General features: G+C 67.2%; 13 protein-coding genes. 5 read left to right on the forward strand and 8 right to left on the reverse strand.

The genetic code is table 11. The annotated features are described in order from the left end of the window. Window positions 1-1257, reverse strand: a 1257-nt coding sequence (locus ACIA75_RS27840) for a T3SS effector HopA1 family protein (protein WP_397109141.1), incomplete at its 3' end; no start/stop codon positions are given. 792 nt (window positions 1258-2049) lie between these two features. Between ACIA75_RS27840 and ACIA75_RS27845 the strand changes: the two genes are divergently transcribed. Next, window positions 2050-3024: a hypothetical protein gene (locus tag ACIA75_RS27845; RefSeq protein ID WP_397109143.1), complete on the forward strand. Its 975-nt coding sequence runs from the start codon at window positions 2050-2052 to the stop codon at window positions 3022-3024. 85 nt (window positions 3025-3109) lie between these two features. Here ACIA75_RS27845 and ACIA75_RS27850 read toward each other — a convergent pair whose 3' ends face one another. Continuing rightward, complete coding sequence (locus ACIA75_RS27850; protein WP_397109145.1) at window positions 3110-4765, reverse strand: hypothetical protein; 1656 nt, start codon at window positions 4763-4765, stop codon at window positions 3110-3112. Window positions 4766-5163: 398 nt separating this feature from the next. Between ACIA75_RS27850 and ACIA75_RS27855 the strand changes: the two genes are divergently transcribed. From ACIA75_RS27855 to ACIA75_RS27865, 3 genes are all read left to right on the forward strand, one after another. Continuing rightward, the gene (locus ACIA75_RS27855) at window positions 5164-5427 is read left to right on the forward strand and encodes a hypothetical protein (RefSeq protein ID WP_397109147.1); all 264 of its coding nucleotides are present in this window, start codon (window positions 5164-5166) and stop codon (window positions 5425-5427) included. Then, window positions 5427-5849, forward strand: coding sequence for a YbaB/EbfC family nucleoid-associated protein (locus tag ACIA75_RS27860; protein ID WP_397110285.1), 423 nt, complete (start codon window positions 5427-5429; stop codon window positions 5847-5849). The genes ACIA75_RS27855 and ACIA75_RS27860 overlap by 1 nt, the downstream gene beginning before the upstream one ends. Window positions 5850-6146: 297 nt before the next feature. Then, window positions 6147-6587, forward strand: coding sequence for a DUF4254 domain-containing protein (locus ACIA75_RS27865; protein ID WP_397109149.1), 441 nt, complete (start codon window positions 6147-6149; stop codon window positions 6585-6587). A 68-nt stretch (window positions 6588-6655) separates the two neighbouring features. Here the strand turns inward: ACIA75_RS27865 and ACIA75_RS27870 are convergent, their stop codons facing one another. The 6 genes from ACIA75_RS27870 to ACIA75_RS27895 all read right to left on the reverse strand — a co-directional run bounded on the left by ACIA75_RS27870 (window position 6656) and on the right by ACIA75_RS27895 (window position 13864). Continuing rightward, the gene (locus tag ACIA75_RS27870; RefSeq protein WP_397109150.1) at window positions 6656-7783 is read right to left on the reverse strand and encodes a glycosyltransferase; all 1128 of its coding nucleotides are present in this window, start codon (window positions 7781-7783) and stop codon (window positions 6656-6658) included. A 104-nt stretch (window positions 7784-7887) separates the two neighbouring features. Beyond that, window positions 7888-9699 carry an EAL domain-containing protein gene (locus ACIA75_RS27875; RefSeq protein ID WP_397110287.1) on the reverse strand — a complete coding sequence of 604 codons (1812 nt, stop codon included), beginning with the start codon at window positions 9697-9699 and terminating at the stop codon, window positions 7888-7890. 67 nt (window positions 9700-9766) lie between these two features. Next, a complete protein-coding gene (locus tag ACIA75_RS27880; protein WP_397109152.1) occupies window positions 9767-11929 on the reverse strand; it encodes an Rv1355c family protein in 2163 nt (720 codons plus the stop codon). Further along, a complete protein-coding gene (locus ACIA75_RS27885; RefSeq protein WP_397109154.1) occupies window positions 11919-12695 on the reverse strand; it encodes a hypothetical protein in 777 nt (258 codons plus the stop codon). The genes ACIA75_RS27880 and ACIA75_RS27885 overlap by 11 nt, the downstream gene beginning before the upstream one ends. Before the next feature lie 273 nt (window positions 12696-12968). Beyond that, complete coding sequence (locus ACIA75_RS27890; protein ID WP_397109156.1) at window positions 12969-13424, reverse strand: effector binding domain-containing protein; 456 nt, start codon at window positions 13422-13424, stop codon at window positions 12969-12971. Next, window positions 13421-13864, reverse strand: a complete 444-nt coding sequence (locus ACIA75_RS27895; protein ID WP_397109158.1) for a GyrI-like domain-containing protein — start codon at window positions 13862-13864, stop codon at window positions 13421-13423. The genes ACIA75_RS27890 and ACIA75_RS27895 overlap by 4 nt, the downstream gene beginning before the upstream one ends. Before the next feature lie 581 nt (window positions 13865-14445). Between ACIA75_RS27895 and ACIA75_RS27900 the strand changes: the two genes are divergently transcribed. Further along, on the forward strand, window positions 14446-16563 hold the full coding sequence (locus ACIA75_RS27900; RefSeq protein WP_397109160.1) for a hypothetical protein: 2118 nt from the start codon (window positions 14446-14448) through the stop codon (window positions 16561-16563). Window positions 16564-16621: the final 58 nt, after the last annotated feature.

Genomic DNA, 16621 nt, shown 5'->3' on the forward strand with positions numbered 1-16621 from the left:
GGGTTGGGTGGTGTCGGGTTCTTCGGTGGGGGGTTGGGTGGTGTCGGGTTCTTCGGTGGGGGGTTGGGTGGTGTCGGGTTCTTCGGTGGGGGGTTGGGTGGTGTCGGGTTCTTCGGTGGGGGGTTGGGTGGTGTCGGGTTCTTCGGTGGGGGGTTGGGTGGTGTCGGGTTCTTCGGTGGGGGGTTCGGTGCTCTCGGGTTCTTCGGTGTTGTTATCGATTCCGGTGTCGTCGTCGGTCTGGGGGCGGCCGGGGCTGCTCGGCCCGTCGTCGGACAGGTTGAGGTACGGATCATCCGGATCGAGTTGTAGCTTGCGGAGACGATCGTCTACATTGCGGACGAATTCGTTGAAGTCGCCGCCATTTTCCCGGGTGATATGCAACGCCTCGGAAATGGCTTGTGCGCGACGATATCCAAAACTAGTACCGTCGATCGGCGGCTCGGCACCGAGCCCTACGCCATCCATTACTTGGTGCGTCATCGGCGGCGCCGACGGTAAGAGCGCGCCAGGGTTGTTCTCGGCGTATACCCGGAGCCAGTCGGTAACCAGATCCGCGTGCTCGAGATTTTTGACGTAAACGACAATATTGTCGGATCGTATTATGCCGGGACCGGCAATCTTTGCGCTGTACAAACCGGGATAATCTGTCGGTCGGTCGAGTACCTCGTGGACCAGGGCGCGCATCAATCCCGGTGCCGAATTTCCCTCCGCGTTGATATATACGCGATATCCGACCTCGTCCGAGGTGATGCCGCCGTCCAGTCTATTGAAATGAAGGAAATATATGTCATTCGGATTTCGACCGTCGCCTGGAGCGTAGAGGTACGATCCTTCGCCTTGGTTGAGTGCGAGTCTCGCCCCTGGGCCCTGCCGTCCGGGGAATATCTGATCGACCCCACTCATATATGCGGTTGGGTCGGAAATCGAATTCTCTTCTATCGGAGCGGAATACAGCTTGTATATTTCGTCCCGTGTGGACGGGTTACTTTCATCGTTCCAGACGTCACTCAGGAAATCATTGAGGCTTTCCCGGGAAAGCGGCGGTGGCTCCAATCCGTTGCGGCGATAGGACTGTTCGCGCAACTCGAACAGCTCGTCGAATGATCTGGGTGGGTCCAGTGTGTCCCGCAGCTCGCGAATGGACCGGGGCTCGTCGAACAGGTCCGGGTGATCCTCCAACACGGCTGCGGTGAAATCGTCCGGCCCATTTGCCGGAGTCTCTGCGGATGTCTCGGGTACGGGTGGAGTTTCGGGCACCTGCGATGTCTCGGGTACGGGTGGTGACGTCTCGGGTACGGGTGGCGTCGGTGAGGCTTCGGGTTTGGGGGCTACAGGTGGTGCCCCCTGTACGGCGGGGTCGCCGGTGGCCGGGTGGGGCGCCGCCGGTGGGGCCACCGGGCTGTCTGTGCCCGGCTGAGGGGTTGTGTGGATCGGCGGGATCACTGTGTTTCCGGGTGCCGTCGGGGGCCCGGCGGGCCCGGTCGCCGGTGGTACCGGAGGAGGGGGTGTGGGGGGCGGCGGAATATCCGGGGTGCCTGGGGGCGGGGTGACGCCCTCGGGGCCGGTGGTCCGGGGAGCTGCCGGGGGCGGGGGTCCCGGGTCCGGGGGCGCACTTGTCACCCCGGCCCATGATGCCGCCCGTGCCGATGTGGGGCCGGAGGGTGCGGCGCCCGGCTGCGTGGGGGGTGATGGTGGTGGGGTTGTGGGGGGCGGCGTGATCGGGGCTTCCGGGGCCGGGTCATCGGGACCGGTGAGCGATGCGGGGTTTTCGGGGGTCTGGGTGGAGCCGGGATCGGTTCTCTGCGGTGTGGGTGGTTCGCCGGTGGGGGCTGGGTGTGGTTGGGCCGTGGGTGGGGTTGTGGGGGGTTCGCCGGCGGGCGTATGCGGCTGGGCCACCGGTGGTGTGTGGGTTGGTGGTGGCGGTGTGGCAGGCGTCGGGGGGTTGGCGGGCGGGACCGGATATGCCTGGGTGGGCGGTGTCGGTGGCGCGTGGGTCGGTGGTGGTGGCGTGGTAGGGGGAGGGGTAGGGGGTTCGCCGGAGGGGGCCGGATGTGGTGGCGCCGCCACGGAGCTCCCGGGTGGTTTGAGCGGCTGCGCGAACACCGATGCCGCGCCCACGAATCCGCCGGCGAATCCGGTGATCATGGCGGCCTTGAATTCACTTGCCGTCGGCATCCGGCCGGTGGCGATGATCTGAGCGCCGATACCGGCCGCACCGCCGCCGATGCCGCCGATGCCGCCGATCAGCAGAGCGCCGGTGATCCGCGCGCCGTAGCGCACGGCAGTGGACGACGACCTACCTACCAGGCGCTGCATGGCGCGGTTGATGCTGGGTGCGGCGCGCAGTGCGGTGAGCACGCCGGCACCGCCGCCGACAGCACCGATGAAGGCGGACCGCCCGACATTTCCCCAGTCGATTTCGTCGCGGGTGCCGAGAATGTCCTTCTGCCACCACTGAGCGCCGAAATCGACCAGGGCTCCGGTTCCGGCTCCCAATCCCACACCGATCGCGGTGACCTTCGCCAGGGGAATGCCGGAACGTCGTGCCATCGCCGTCACGCCCGCGGTTTTGACCCGGCCCGCGACAGCTCTGCTCGCGGCCCGCCAGGCGGCTTCGGCTGCCGCCCGGTCCGCCGCGGCTTTCACACCGCCGACGCCCACCAGTGCGATATCGATGGCCAATTGCGCCAGCAAGGCGATCCCGGTGAAGATGACCAGCAGCTTCGTGTACTCGACATCCCGGGCAGTGGTGTTCAGCTGGTCCGCCATGATCCGGCAGCATTGCGCCGAATTGCGGAGATCTTCGGCCAGTTGCTTGTTTCTCTCTCCCTTCGCGTCGGTAGCCTGCCCCGTGATCGCCTGCTGCTCCTGATCCGCGGCGTCGGTGTGCCGGACGGCGATGGCGTCGCAGGTGTCAGCGGTATCCGACCATGCGGCTGCGACTCGCCGCATGGCGTCTTCGTCGCCTTCCGGAAAGTGGCCGGCGCAGGCCGTCACCATCCAGTCCGGAAACTCGGGCGGTAACTGGATGGTCACCGCGGGCCACCGATCGACGCCTCCTCACCGGTGCCCGGGACGGCCGCCGTCTCGGTGCGGCAGCGGGTATCCACTACGGCCTCACCGTATCCACGAGCAATTGCCGTAAAGCTCGAGCGGGGGCCCCGGCTTCCTTCCGGTGCAGCTGTACTTCGACGAAAGCGTCCGCCAGTGCGGAGGCCGGATCGAACCTGCCGTCCCGGAGACCGCAGCCGGTCGAACCGGCGCGCCACTGTGTGTATCCGCGCACAACGCTGCCGAGTGTCTCCTCGAATCGGGCTTCGCCGCGCACCGAGAAATACTCGGCGATGAGTGTGCGCTGCGCGACCGGCCGGGCGCGGCGGTCCCCGAGGATATCGAGTGCACGGCCGAGTTCGCGGACGATCGCGCAGTACACGGGCCGCTTCTCGGATCCGCCAGCCAGCCGGCCGGCTGCTGTGTCGGCGCGCACCGTCTCGGCGTAGACCTCGGGTCTGCGTGCGACCACGTCGTGCAACGTCAGACGGCTGATGCGGGTCCGCAGGCCGTGTTCGCCCGGTATCCGATCCCATTCGAGCCGTGTGACCTTTTCTCCGCAATCGGCGATCACGAATTCGTCGGGCGTCAGGTAGGGGTGTTCGGTGAGGACGTCGTCGAGCGCCACCGCGATTTCGCGGAGAGTGTCCGGAGCGATTCCGGGAGTGTCGAAGCCGACCACCTGTAGCTCATGGCGGGCTGTCAGTGCCTGTGCGAGGAAGTGACTCGCTGAGGACGCCGTGCGGCTGCTCTCGGGCTGATCGCCTTCGCGCTGCGTGGCGTCCACCGACACGGGTTCTCGCTCGTCGCGCTTACTTTTTCGTTTTGCCGCGGGCGGTGCCGCATTGTGCGGCGGTCGCGTTCCACCGGAGTCCGCGGCCGGCGCCGAGATCTTATTGGGCGGCCCGGCGGGCGGCGCACCACGCGACCATGGCGTATTCGGTCGTTGCCGTTCGGCGGTGCTCACTCCGCCGTTCCTTTCGGAGGGCGCACGGGTCGTCGCGGAAACCGCCCCGGAGCCCGGAGTTCGGGCCGCCGGCGGCGCGGTGCCGGCGGCGCCTTGTGCCGCGTTTGCGGCCGGTATCGCTCCCTCCGTCGGTCCACCCCCGGCGGCGGGGGCACCGCTGCCGTTCGGCTCGGGTGTGGACGTGTGTGGTGCGTCCGGTGAACTCGACTGCGCCGCGGCATCTCCGGTATGCGGGCTACTGTGCGGCGCAGAGTTCGGATCGTCTTGCACTGTGTTCCCCGGTACCGGGGACGCGGACTGTGCCGGGACCGCGAAGCCGGCCGTGGTGGACGTCGGCGGGATCTGGTCCGCGGCGGCGGGTGATGTGCCGTTCGCTGCGGGAGATCCGTCGACCGAGGACGAAACAGGGGCCGAGGGGGATTCGGATATCCATGCCGCCGCGTCCCGGATCGTCCCGAAGCCTTCCCGGTCCGCGTTGTCGAGGTCGCGGGCGATCCCGGTGACGAGCTTTCCTTCTTCGATCAGGCTTTCGACCGTTTTCGCCAGGGCACCCAGTACCCGCTGGGAGTCGGCCAGATACGTCTCTTCGAAGTGGCGGCCCGGTTCGTCGTTGCCCCAGAACTTACCCTCGTGCGCGACAACGGAGTTCAGTTCCTCCTGCGCGCGGCGTGCCAGCTCCCCCAGGGACTCGTACTCGTGCACGAGCGATTGAAGCCGATCTTCATCGATCCGCAGCGAATGCCCCACATCGATCTCCTCACCTACCCCCCATGATTGTTCCGCGCCAGTACCAGGTTTCCCAGTGTTGGGAATGTTGGGGTGTAAGTCGCCGAGATAACGCCGATTGCACCGCCCGGATCCGGGACTCCGGACTGCGCGAACAGTGTCTCCGCGTCGTGCCGAGCGTCGATTCGTTCCGGCTGGTCGTCCGCGCTCTCCGCCCGCGATCCGTCGTCCGCGATAAACTTCCGCTCGAGGCTTGTGGTCGATCGCGATCGTTTCTGCCGGTGCCGGGATCGGCGCCCGAACCTGCTCGGAACTACTGGAACACGGTTCTGCCCGGTGGGGCGGCGGTGATCCAGCGGTACGGAGGAGCGGGGATGGTCGCTCCCCGGACGCTGTGGAACCGAGCGGAGTGGAAGTGAATGGGTGATTCCGAGTTGACCGCATCCCGGGATATCGTGCTGCGACTCCTGCGTGGCGATATCGATCCGGTCCGGGATCGCGTGCTGTTCATGGAGGACATCGTGCTTTTCGCGGTGGCACGCTTGGACGAGGCGGACACCGAGTGGCTTCTCGGGCATGTCGCCGATACCTCATGGGCCTACGAGCGCAGGGCGGATGTCGCGGCCATGATGGTCAGGCACCGGCCGGAAGCGTTCGCGGCGCTCGGAAAGGACGTCCGGTGATGCAGCCCGCGGAGCGGGACGAAGGCGGGGTTGCGCAGCTCCGCCTGGAGGTCCATCGCGCAATGGATGCCTACGAGGATCAGGTCGCGAGACTGGCCGAGATACGCGGACACCTGGATACGGTTCGTATCCAGGCCCGTTCCGTCGACGGTCACGTCGAGGTGACCGTCGATTCCGCGGGCGTTGTGGTCCAGGTCGAACTGGAGAAGCCCGCGATGCGGGAGAAACCGGACGCGCTGGCGCGGACGATAACGGAGGTGGCCCGCGAGGCTGCCCGGTACGCGGCCAAGTACACGGCCGAGGCGCTCGCGCCGGTCACCGAGATTGTCGGCGCGATGCCGGATCTACCGGATCTGATTCCCGGTGCTCCGAGCCTGCGGGAGCCTTTCGCACCCGAGGATCCGGAAGAAGTGAGGCCCTGAGCAGGCCTGCTGATCGATAGCCGGCGCCCGGCGCGGAGTTGCCGGGGTGTAGCGACGGCCCTCGACCGGTCTCGGCGGGGCGCCGCTTTGTGTTGTGCGGCCATGGGATACGAGTTCGGGTGTGATCTGCGCCAAAGCGCGAACGCAATAGTGCGTTTCTCCGGCGAACAGTGATGTAGATCAACTATCGTCAGCGCCTGAACAAAACCTATCCGATATGCGGTACGACCGAATCGAGAGCCGATCATGTTTGAACAGAGTGTGATGGTGCCGGGTGACGTTCGAACGGGGAGGCAGGTGGCATCCCCGCGGGGCGGCCTGCCGACAGCGACACAGCTGTTGTGCAGTTTCCAGGGGACCAAATTCGCAGATCACGATCTGCTGAGCTCGGCACACGCGCTCGCTGTGCTGCACGCGCGTCGGTCCACGATGCGCGATGCGCGCCTGGTCGTCGAAGTAGACCACCGCCGCCGGGAACTGGTCGAGGATATCGACGATTGGATCCGGGAGCGAGGGCCACTACATCACGACGCGTTGATCCACATCGAAACACTGGGTGCCGTGATCGATCGCCTGGCCTGGGGGTGGGTGAACGCCAACCAGGTGATCGAAACCGACGGTGCGCGTGATCATCACGCTCGTAAACGCTGGCACCGCCTGGCCGAATTGATCGACGGCTACACCGAATTGATCGTCGATATCGTCGGCGGCCGCCGACGGCTTCCGGCTCGGGTGTGAGATGACCCCGCGGGTGCTCGACCGCCACCGATCGAGCACCGGCGGGTACGGCTACGGAAGAGTGCCGGTCAGCGATCCAAGACCGACAGCATCCCCGATACGGCGGCCGGCCAGGTGAACTGTTCGGCCCGCTGCCGGGCCGCGCCCCGGCGCTGGGCGGGCGGCCGGGCGAGCACATCGGTGACGGCATCGGCGAACGCGGCCGGGTCGTCGGCGGCCACCGCGCCGCAGTCGGCGGTCACGATATCGGCGAGTGCCGAGGACCGGCTGGCCACCACCGGGGTGCCCGCGGCGAGCGCCTCCAGCGCGGCAAGCCCGAAGGTTTCGTGTGGGCCGGGGGCGAGCGAGATATCGGCGGTGGCGAGTAACCTGGCCACTTCGGCGCGCTCACTGATGAACCCGGTGAAATGGACCGCGGGCAGGCCGTCCGCGAGAAGCGGCATCGACCGGGCCCGCCGCTCCAGCGCCTCCCGGCGCGGACCGTCACCGGCGACCACCAGCCGCGCCTCCACTCCGCCGCGGCGCAGTTCCGTCACCGCCTCGATACTGCGGTCGACGCGCTTCTCGACCGACAGCCGGCCGCAGTGCACCAGCAGGGGATGGCCCGGCAGCCCGAGATCCGCGCGCAGGCCGTGATCGTGACGATGCGGATTGAACAGGTCCAGGTCGACTCCCAGCGGGACCATCTCGACATTGGGAGCGTCGATGCGCCGGAATTCGGCCCGGGCGAACTCGGTGGTGCAGACAACCATGTCGTATTGGTCGGCCGTACGCCGGTTGGCGATATCGGCGCAGCGCCGGGCGTACCGATCCGGCATGATCTGGCCCAGCAGGCGGTCGAGCCGCTCATGGGAGATCATCACGCCCGCGACGTCGCGGCGCCGGGCCCAGCGACCGAAACCGCGCAGAGTCAGCCGATCGGATACCTCGAGCGCGTCGGGTCGTAACCCGGTCAGGGTGTCGGCGACGCGCCGGGGGTCGGCGGCGCGGTAGCCGCCGGTCCACGGGATCGGCACCGCGGGCAGCGTGATCCGCACAACCCCGTTCGGCAGGGTCTCCTCGCAGCGGCGTGCGCCGGGGACGATCAGCACGACTTCGTGTCCGGCCGCCACGTATCCCTCGCCCAGGTGATGCAGCGCGGTACGCAAGCCCCCTGAGCGCGGTCCGTAGAAGTTCGCCAGCTGCACGATGCGCACGTCGCCGATCGTGGCCGGGCCCGGGTGACCGACGGAACCGTGGCGTTGAATTCGTGGTTAAGGCCTGGTGTTATTTGCGCGCCGGTGTGCTGAGCGGACGGGCGTCAGGAGCTGGGGAGCGCGCCGCCGACCCGCGGCAGATCGAGGTTGAGCGGGATGCGGCCGACGCTGAGATGTTCGCTGACCTCGTCGGCGGGCAGCGGCCGGGCGATGAGGAAGCCCTGGGCCCGGTAGCAGCCCAGCCCGACCAGGGTGCGCGCGGCGACGGGGGTCTCGACCCCCTCGCCGACCACGCCGAGTCCGAACGAGCCGGCCAGGCCGATGATCGATTTCACGATCGCGAGGTCGTCGGTGCTGGCACCGAGCCGCTGGACGAAACCGCGGTCGATTTTCACCGCGTCCACCGGGAGTGCTTTGAGGTGGGAGAGCGAGGAGTAGCCGGTGCCGAAATCGTCGATCGCGATCTGGACGCCCATCCGTTTGAGACCGCGCAGTGTCACCTGGGTCCGCGCCAGGTCCTGCACCACCACATGTTCGGTGATCTCCAGGCAGATCGAGCTGCCGTCGATCCCGAAATGGCGCAGGATGTCCTCGATCCGCTCGACGAAATCCAGGCTCACCAGCTGCACCGGCGACACGTTGATCCGCATGACCATATTGGCCGCCAGGCCTTGGCGCCGCCACTGCGCGAACTGGGCGCAGGCTGTGCGGATAACCCAGCGGCCCAGCTCACCGGCCAGATTGGTGGCTTCGGCCACGGTGACGAACGCACCGGGCGGGAGCAGCCCACGGGTGGGATGCAGCCAGCGGACCAGGGCTTCCATCGCGACGATGCGGCCGGTGCGCAGATCGACCTCGGGCTGATAGTGCAGGATCAGTGACCCGTCGGAGACGGCGCTGCGCAGGTTGAGCTCCACATCGTCCTGCAGCTCGAACTGGGCGCGCATGGCGTCGGTGAACAGGGCGACCCCGTTGCCGCCGCCGGATTTGGCCGAGAGCAGGGCGTGGTCGGCGCGCCGCAGCACGTCGGCGACCGTGGTTTCGCCCGGTATCCCGACCGCCACGCCGACGCTGGCGCCGCGGCTCACCGATTCACCGCCGACGGTCACCCGGCGGCTGATGAGTTCCTGGATCCGCATCGCCTCGTGTTCGGCGGCGACCGTGTCCATCGGTTTGGCGGGCACGATCACGAACTCGTCGCCACCGAGGCGGGCGATCATGTCGTGGGGGTCGAGATTGTCCTGGAGCCGCTCGGACAGGGTGCGGATGAACTTGTCACCGGCGGTATGGCCGAGGAAGTCGTTGAGGGCTTTGAGCCGGTCCAGGTCCAGGAAGAACGTCGCGACCGGGCCGGGACTGCCGGGGGACAGCCGCTGTTCCATATGTTCGAGCAGCGCACGACGGTTCGACAGACCGGTCAAGTCGTCGTGCAGGGCGATGAACCGCAGCTGTTCCTCGGCCTCCACCCGGGCCTGCAACTGAGCGAAGAGGGTCGCGATCGCCTTGAGCACATTGAGCTCGCGGTTGTTCCAGTCCCGGTCGCCGACCTTGACGAAACCGAGCAGTCCGGTGGATTTGCCGCGCGATACCAGCGGTACCGCCGCCGAGCTGATATCGCCGAGTCCGGACGCGGAGTGGATGGTCTGCTGATAGTCCGCGGCGCTGGCAGGAACCAGGAACGGCTCGGTAGCGTGCTCGAGCGACCGGAACACCGAATCGGCCTGATCGAAATACACCACCTTGAGCGGATCGGGGTCCGGCACGTTCTGCCGCGGCGGCCACTCGGCCACCAGCACCGTCGACCGGGATTTGGGATCGGTGTGCCGCAGGTAGCTGAAGTCGACATCGAAGTAGTCGACCAGCACGGCCAGGACCTGCTCGGTCGCCGGTACCAATGTCGCCGCATCGACGCCCATCAGTTCCGCGGCAACCTCGGTCACCAGCGAGTCGAGTGTCCGCCGAGGCACCTGATCTCCGATCGCACTAACCGCGGGGCTCGCTGCCCGGTACCGGGCGACGTCTGCTCCGCACGCTGGCGGCTGCCGTATAGCTCAGGCGTAGTACCAGCGCCACGCTTTCATCTTTCGGCACGTCCAGTATTTCCAGGAAACGATCCTGAAGTGTGGCCAGTCTATCCGCGTACGCCGGAGAAAGGGCAGCCAGATCGGTACGGTTCCGGGAAAACAGGAAGACGGGGACCATCGGCTGCACGGCCAGACCCGCCCGCTGGGCCTCGATCCAGAGCCGGGCCACCGCCGCCCCGGCCCGGGCGTAATCGGTCAACCCGCCGCCGTCGGCGCCGGGTTCCGGGCGGAAGGTGATCGCCACGACAGCGGAACTCGAACGGACCCGGTCGCGGGCATAATCGCCGAGTGCGGCGCCGGCCGACCAGCTGTGCAATTCGGCCATCACATCGGCGCGCCGCCCGATCTGCAGGGCCACCCGTTCGTCCGATGCCAGCTCGAGGGAGCGGGTGTCGATACCGTCGGTGAGGTCGTCCCCGGGCCAGCGCATCTCCGCGAACATCTCCCGGTGCAGCTGCGGGGTGAGGTAGCGGACCCGGTCCGTTTCGGCCAGTACTTCGGCGAGCTCGCGGAGTGCGGGCGCATCGGTGGCCGCTCGCATGCCGGCACCTTCGGCCGCGGCCGCCGCGGCGAGCCCGTTGAGGACAGCCGCGGGGATGTGACCGCCGTAGCCGAGCCGGCGGTTCGTCTCGCGCGCGAGGGCGTAGGGGTAGTCGGCGGCCAGCGCCGGGTCGTCTCCCGTGCCGTAGCGCACCACCGCGGTGAGCGGGTCGCCGGAGTTCTCGACGAATTCGTGGTTGCCGAGGACGGCGTGGGCGGCCGCCGCCACCCGGGCGTTGTATGTTGCCGCGCCCACGGCGACGGCACTGGCCCGATAGCCGATATCCATGGCGGTCGTGTATCGGGGATCCAGCACGATCCGCAGCTCGCCCGGGGCCGGGTGCAGCGACCAGGGCTGGATATTGCCACCCGAGGGGGCCCGCTGGGCGCAGGCGAGGATCCGGCCGGCCGGCGCCGCGGATGCGGGGCCGGTGTCTTCGCCCGCGTCCGCGGCGGGATCGAGGTAGTCGTCGTCCGTGTCGAGGTCCGGTTCGGCGAGGCCGTCGAGCGCTTTTTCCACGTCGAGACGGGTGCGTCCCGAGCGCAGCGGCCGACCCAGCCCGATGCGCCGCACCGCTGTCGCGACCCCGGCCGCGCCGAGTGCCACATCACCACCGAGCTGTGGCCAGCTGTTGAGGGTCTCACCCACCTCGACCAGGCTGCCCGCCATCCGGGGGGACAGATCCCGGGCCCCCAGCAGCCCGACGACATAGGGTGCCTTGTCGCGGGTGGACAGGCCGCGCAGCTGGTCCGCGGAGGTATCGCCGAGCAAGCCGTGGAACGGCCGGCGGTCCGGTTCGAGGTCGAATCGCTCGACATCGAGCAGTCCGCGGTCGCTGGTCTCCATGATCAACGGCACTCTTCGGCGCCGGGCCGATTCGCGGATGAGGAGTTTGATATCGAGCGAATCGCATTCCTCGACGACGATCGCCAATCCGTCGACGAATTCGTCCACGGTATCGGCGTCCACCCCGCTGCCGCTCACCTCGACGGATAGATAGGGGTCGAGTTCGGCGATCCGGCGGGCGGTCACGATGGCTTTGTTCACCGCGATATCGAACAGACCGGCGGGTACCCGATTGAGATTGGATAGTTCCAGCTCGTCGAAATCCGCGAGGCGCAGGCTTCCGCACACGCCCTCCAGAGCCAGGGTGTAGGCGATGGCATGCCCCACGCTCTGCCCGACGACCCCGATGGTGAGAGTGCTCAGCCGTTCCTGCTCGGCGCGCGTGAGCTTGTTGCGGTTGCGGTCCAGCCGGATGGCGCGGAAGGTCCGCGGGCCCGGCAGAATGAGCACACTGCGCCGCCACGGGTAATACACCCAGCGATCGGCTTCCGGGCCTTCGGCGCTTTCCGGCGGATCGTTGAGCCGGCAGAATTCGGCGGCCAGCGGACCGCGTAGATCGTTGAACTCTATTTCCGGGACAGCCCGCAGACCCGCGAGTGCCATTTCGTCGTCCGGGTCTGCCGGATCCAGGATCAGCGGCCGGTATTCGACCCCGAGGTCTGCCTCACCGAGCATGAGCCGAGCATTCCTCCCCGGCGTGGCCGAACGGCTGCCGCGCTCGCCGTGGCCGGTGTTCAGCTAATCCCATAGCGCGAAGTTCACCACGCATCATCAGATACTGCAACTCATCAGCAAATACTCGGTATGTTCGAGTATCCCACCAGATCGGTACGGTGCGATACCGGTCGTCCGGGTAAGGCACCGGCGGAATCGATGAGGCGATCAGGCCGCCGCTGGCGCGGTGCCGGTCGGCGGTGAAGGAGGCGACGGTCGCGAAACAGTAGCGGGCGTCGAGCAGGCGCGGCGCATGGGCGATGCAGCGGGATATCGCGGCGGCGAGCTCGTTGCGGCACGGTATGCCCCGGGCGACCCAGGCCGCCCGCGCTTCCACCACACCACGTGGAATACGTCGCGCCATCATGAGATTCAGGTCCGCCGCGCCGGCCCGCCCGTTCCACGGCCGGAGCGAGGACACCTCCGAGGCCCAGGTGTACGGGCCTTGGATACGCAGCCCGGCTACCACGTTTCCGGCCCGATCGGTGGCGGCGAAGAACAGCGCGGTCGATGCGCCGTCCACCACGTTCTCGTATTCCAGCACCCGCTCGTTGCCGAAGTGCCGGTATGCCTCCTGTGCGCCGGTCAGGTAACGATGCCAGAGCTCGGGAGATCGGTCCGGGGTGGTGGCGCAGATTTCATAGCCGGAGACGTTGTCGCGAAAACCCGCGGTACGGAGATGACGCGGGTATTCCCCCTGGCCGACTGCGATCGTTTCGACAGTCATGCAGTTCCTACTCTTTCGCCCGCACGCCTGGTGGGCGCACGGGATTATTGTTCAGCAGCTCGTCCGACGCCCCGGCTCGTCGGCGTGCCCAGTGCAGTATCCGCCATCGAAACACAATTCACCAGAATTCTGGTTAATCTTCCGAAAACCAGCCGGAACCGCGGCTGTTGTCGCAGGTCGAGGATGGTGATTTGAGAATCATCACTTACCACCAGACCGGTTGGTTCTCAGTTGGTTAACGCCCGGCAACGAAATAGCGTTCGGCGTTGCGGCTCAGGCGGCGATCGAAATGAAGAGCTCCACCGATTCCGACCCGTGCCAGATCTCGATCTCTTCGCGATAGGCGCGGGTTATCTCGGCCGATGCGGTGGCATCGTCGACCTGGGCCCAGACATCTTCGACCGGATCATGGTAGTCACCGTTGGGGACGAACCGGGCGTAGACGCCGCGGGGAACGCGGACCAGCACGTCACCCACCGGCGCGGCGCTCGGATCCTGGTAGTCGAAACACACCAGCGCGTTGTAGGTTCCGGTCGGTGTGCGGACGTACACGGTGTACATGGGGCGCTCCGCGTCGGCCGATCCGGCGAACTCCGCCACCCGCTCGCGCAGCCGGTCCTTGAGGAACTCGATCAGTTCGCTGTTGCTCACCTTGAAACTGGGGCGGACCTTCGGTACCACCAGGCCGGCATACATCGACTCCCCGCGCACCACGATCGTGTAGCTCATCGGGTGGCGACCGCCAGATACAGATCGATCTTGTACGCGTGTGGATAGAACTCGAAATCACCGGTGAAAGTCCGGTTGATCTGGTGGTTTTCCTCGGCGTAGGCGATCTGGGCCCACAGGCTGGTCATGATCTGCGGGAAGTTGCCCACCGAGGAGAATTTCGCATAGGTACCGCGGGGGAGGCGGGCGACCATATGGCCGCGGGTCACCGTGTCGAACGAGTCGCACCGGTAGCCGACGATCTGCGTGTTGTAGGTGCCCAGGTCCGGTGAGTAGTCCGTGTACGCCGTGGCCAGCGGTCCGCCGAGTTCGTGATGCAGTACCGAAGACCAGGCGCCCTCGAGGTCGCGGTCGCGTAGTTCACCGAGGGCGCGTTTGGGGCTGCGCACCGGAAGTCCGGCCACCCATGTCTCGTTCCGCTCGACTATTTCGAACTGCATACCAACGATTCTTCCGAGATGTCTCCTGGTGGGCGAGCCGACCGGATGGTCGGCCGGATTCGCCATGCTATCAACCGGTGGCCGTGCCGGTGGTTTGCCCGCGTCCGGCTCGCCGCTCCCCGCCGCTCCGTGCCCGGCGCGGGCGGGTGTCCCGGTCCGGGCCGGGCGCGGCGTAAACCCGCCATGCTTCACCGGAATTCGTGGTGGTGCCACCCGTGGGCAATTGGCGGGTAATTCCGGACTCGGGTCCGGAATTACTTTGCTGCCAGCGTGATTCGCGTATTCTAGCGGTATTCTCAGCCCTGGGTAGGTTACGGGATATTGTTTCGTAATTCACCGTTGCGGGCACGATCCGCCACTATCAGTTCAGCTGAACTTCATTCCGCGTCGTTACCAATGCGAGCATGATCGGCAGAGCAGATCGGCAGGCGTTGTCGCCTGCGCCCCTCCACGACGCAATACGCGCAACGCGGTAACCGGACCCGCCGTCGATGTGCCTGTTCAGAGGCCGTGGTAGCAAGCCACCGCAGGCGCGGGCTGTCTGGCGCCGTCGCGTCGCGCACCTCGTCACCGTCCTCCTCGTGTTCACGGTTTTTCCGGGCTGCCTCGGAGCGGTGGCAGCCGCCCAGGACGGGACGACAGTCACGAATTCGACCAGAACGGACGGACTGGCCTGGATGAATATCCGGGATTCGGCCGGCGTGGCACTGGCCGACTATGTATTCGTCAGTGACCAGGGTGGGCTGCTGGACCCCGGAGCCACCGCCGTATGGGCAATCGTGGGTCTGGAATTCGTCGGATACATGATCATCGTGACCACCGCGATCTGGTTCATCGGATACGCACTGAGCTTTGCCTGGCTCGACCTGTTCGCCGGCGCACTGCGCGGCACCGCCGACGCCCTCGCGGCGCAGATCGCCACCCCGATCGTCATGGTGACCGCCGCGACGGTGGGCGCGTTCTTCGTGGCCTGGTTCCTCGTCCGTGGATTCCCCGCCCGGGCCGGCATCCAGGTGGTGACCATGTTGTGTGTGGCCGTCGGCGCCCCGTTGTTCCTGGCCGCACCGCTGGCCGGAGTGCTGGATTCGGACGGGATGCTGGCTCGGGGCCGGGACGTGGGACTGGCCGTCGCGGCGGGCCTGAACGGGTCGGCGAATCGAGACCCGGATCTGATGCTGAGCACCCTGCAGGCCGATATGGCCGACAACTTCGCGCGCCGGCCGGTGCAGGTGTGGAATTTCGGGCATATCGTCGACAACAACGCGACCTGCGAAGCTGCCTGGTCGGCCGGAGTGGCGGCGGGGGACAGCGAGCGCACGCAGCGAGCACTCGATGCCTGCGGGGACGCCGATGCGGCGGCGGCCGCGGCGCATCCGGCGGTCGGGCAGATCGGCACCGGCCTGATACTCCTGGTGTCCGCGCTGGTCCTGCTGCTGTTCGCGGTGATTCTGGCCGTGCGGCTGATCAAAGCGGCGCTCGATACGATCTACCAGGGTTTTATGGCGGTATTCGGTTTCGCCGCAGGGGGTTTCATCTACGGTCCCACCCAGACGTTCCTGGTTCGCAACCTGGCCGGCACCTGCGTCGCTGCCGCGCGGATGTGTGCCTACACCGTGTTCGTCGGTGTCTACCTCGTGTTCCTCGGCGGGTTGTTCCAGCAGGCGCGGGACCAGGTTGTCGCGGTACTAGTGATCTCGGCGGCGGTCGTCCTGGTTGCCATCGCGCAGATGAACCGGTTGTCCAGGAGCCTGACCCGGGGTTCGAACTGGACGACCAACCGGATCGCGCTCGCACTGCAGGGGCGTTCGGGGTCGAGTGGTGGTGCGGCGATCGGGATGGGTGGCGGCGGTGGATCCGGTGGCGGGTCGACCGGCGGAATGCTCGCTTCGCTGGCGGTTCTGTCCACCGTCAACAGATCGCCGTTGACGGCATGGCTGGCCGGCGGTGTCATCGGTCCGCTGGATCCGCTCGCCCGCAAGCAGATGCACTCTATGCGGGCCAATGCCGCCACGGCAGGCAGCCGGGTGGAAGGACATCGATGGCAGACGATGGCGCGGCAGAACTGGCGGGTGCTGGCGCGACGGGAGGCCGACGCCTGGGGTGGGATCGAGACCGAACTCGGTTTGAACCGGGCGTTGAAGTATCTGGACAACAACAAGGTCCCGGCGGACGCGACGGTCGCGGCGCTGATCGACGCGGGCGCCGACGGTATTCGGGTCGACAACCATATCTGGGCCAAGCAGGTTCGGGACGACACCAGGTCCCGCAGCCCGTACGGTTTCCGGCCGTTGCAGCAGGCCGCCGCATCCGGCAATGCGGCGATCCATTTCCTCGGCGACGACGCGGCACCGGCCTTCGCCGCTCAGGCGGTCAGTGATGCCGACAGCCTGGCCCGGCACACCCGCACCCCCGATCCCACGGCGCCGATCGACAGAGCTTTTGTCGCGCGGGTCCGGCAGAACTGGGATTCCGACCGGGCGCTGCGGGCTGCCATCACCCCCGACGAGTGGAACCGCGTCGGCCGGAACACGCGCACCGTGATCGCCGACGAGCTGGCACGGGACCATCTCGCCGCGGCGCGCGCCTTCTACGAGAACCCCAGCGACGTGCGGTCGCAGGACCTCCTGGCCTCCATCAAGCGTCTGACGAACCTGGACCATGCGACGCCCGCACTGGGCTTGGATCCCTGGGATCCGTAATCGGATCGGGAGTCACGGCGGGCCGGTCGCCGCCGGTACCGTGCCGCCCGGCCCCGGG

The sequence above is a fragment of the Nocardia sp. NPDC051750 genome, from assembly GCF_044453135.1.
GTDB lineage: Bacteria > Actinomycetota > Actinomycetes > Mycobacteriales > Mycobacteriaceae > Nocardia.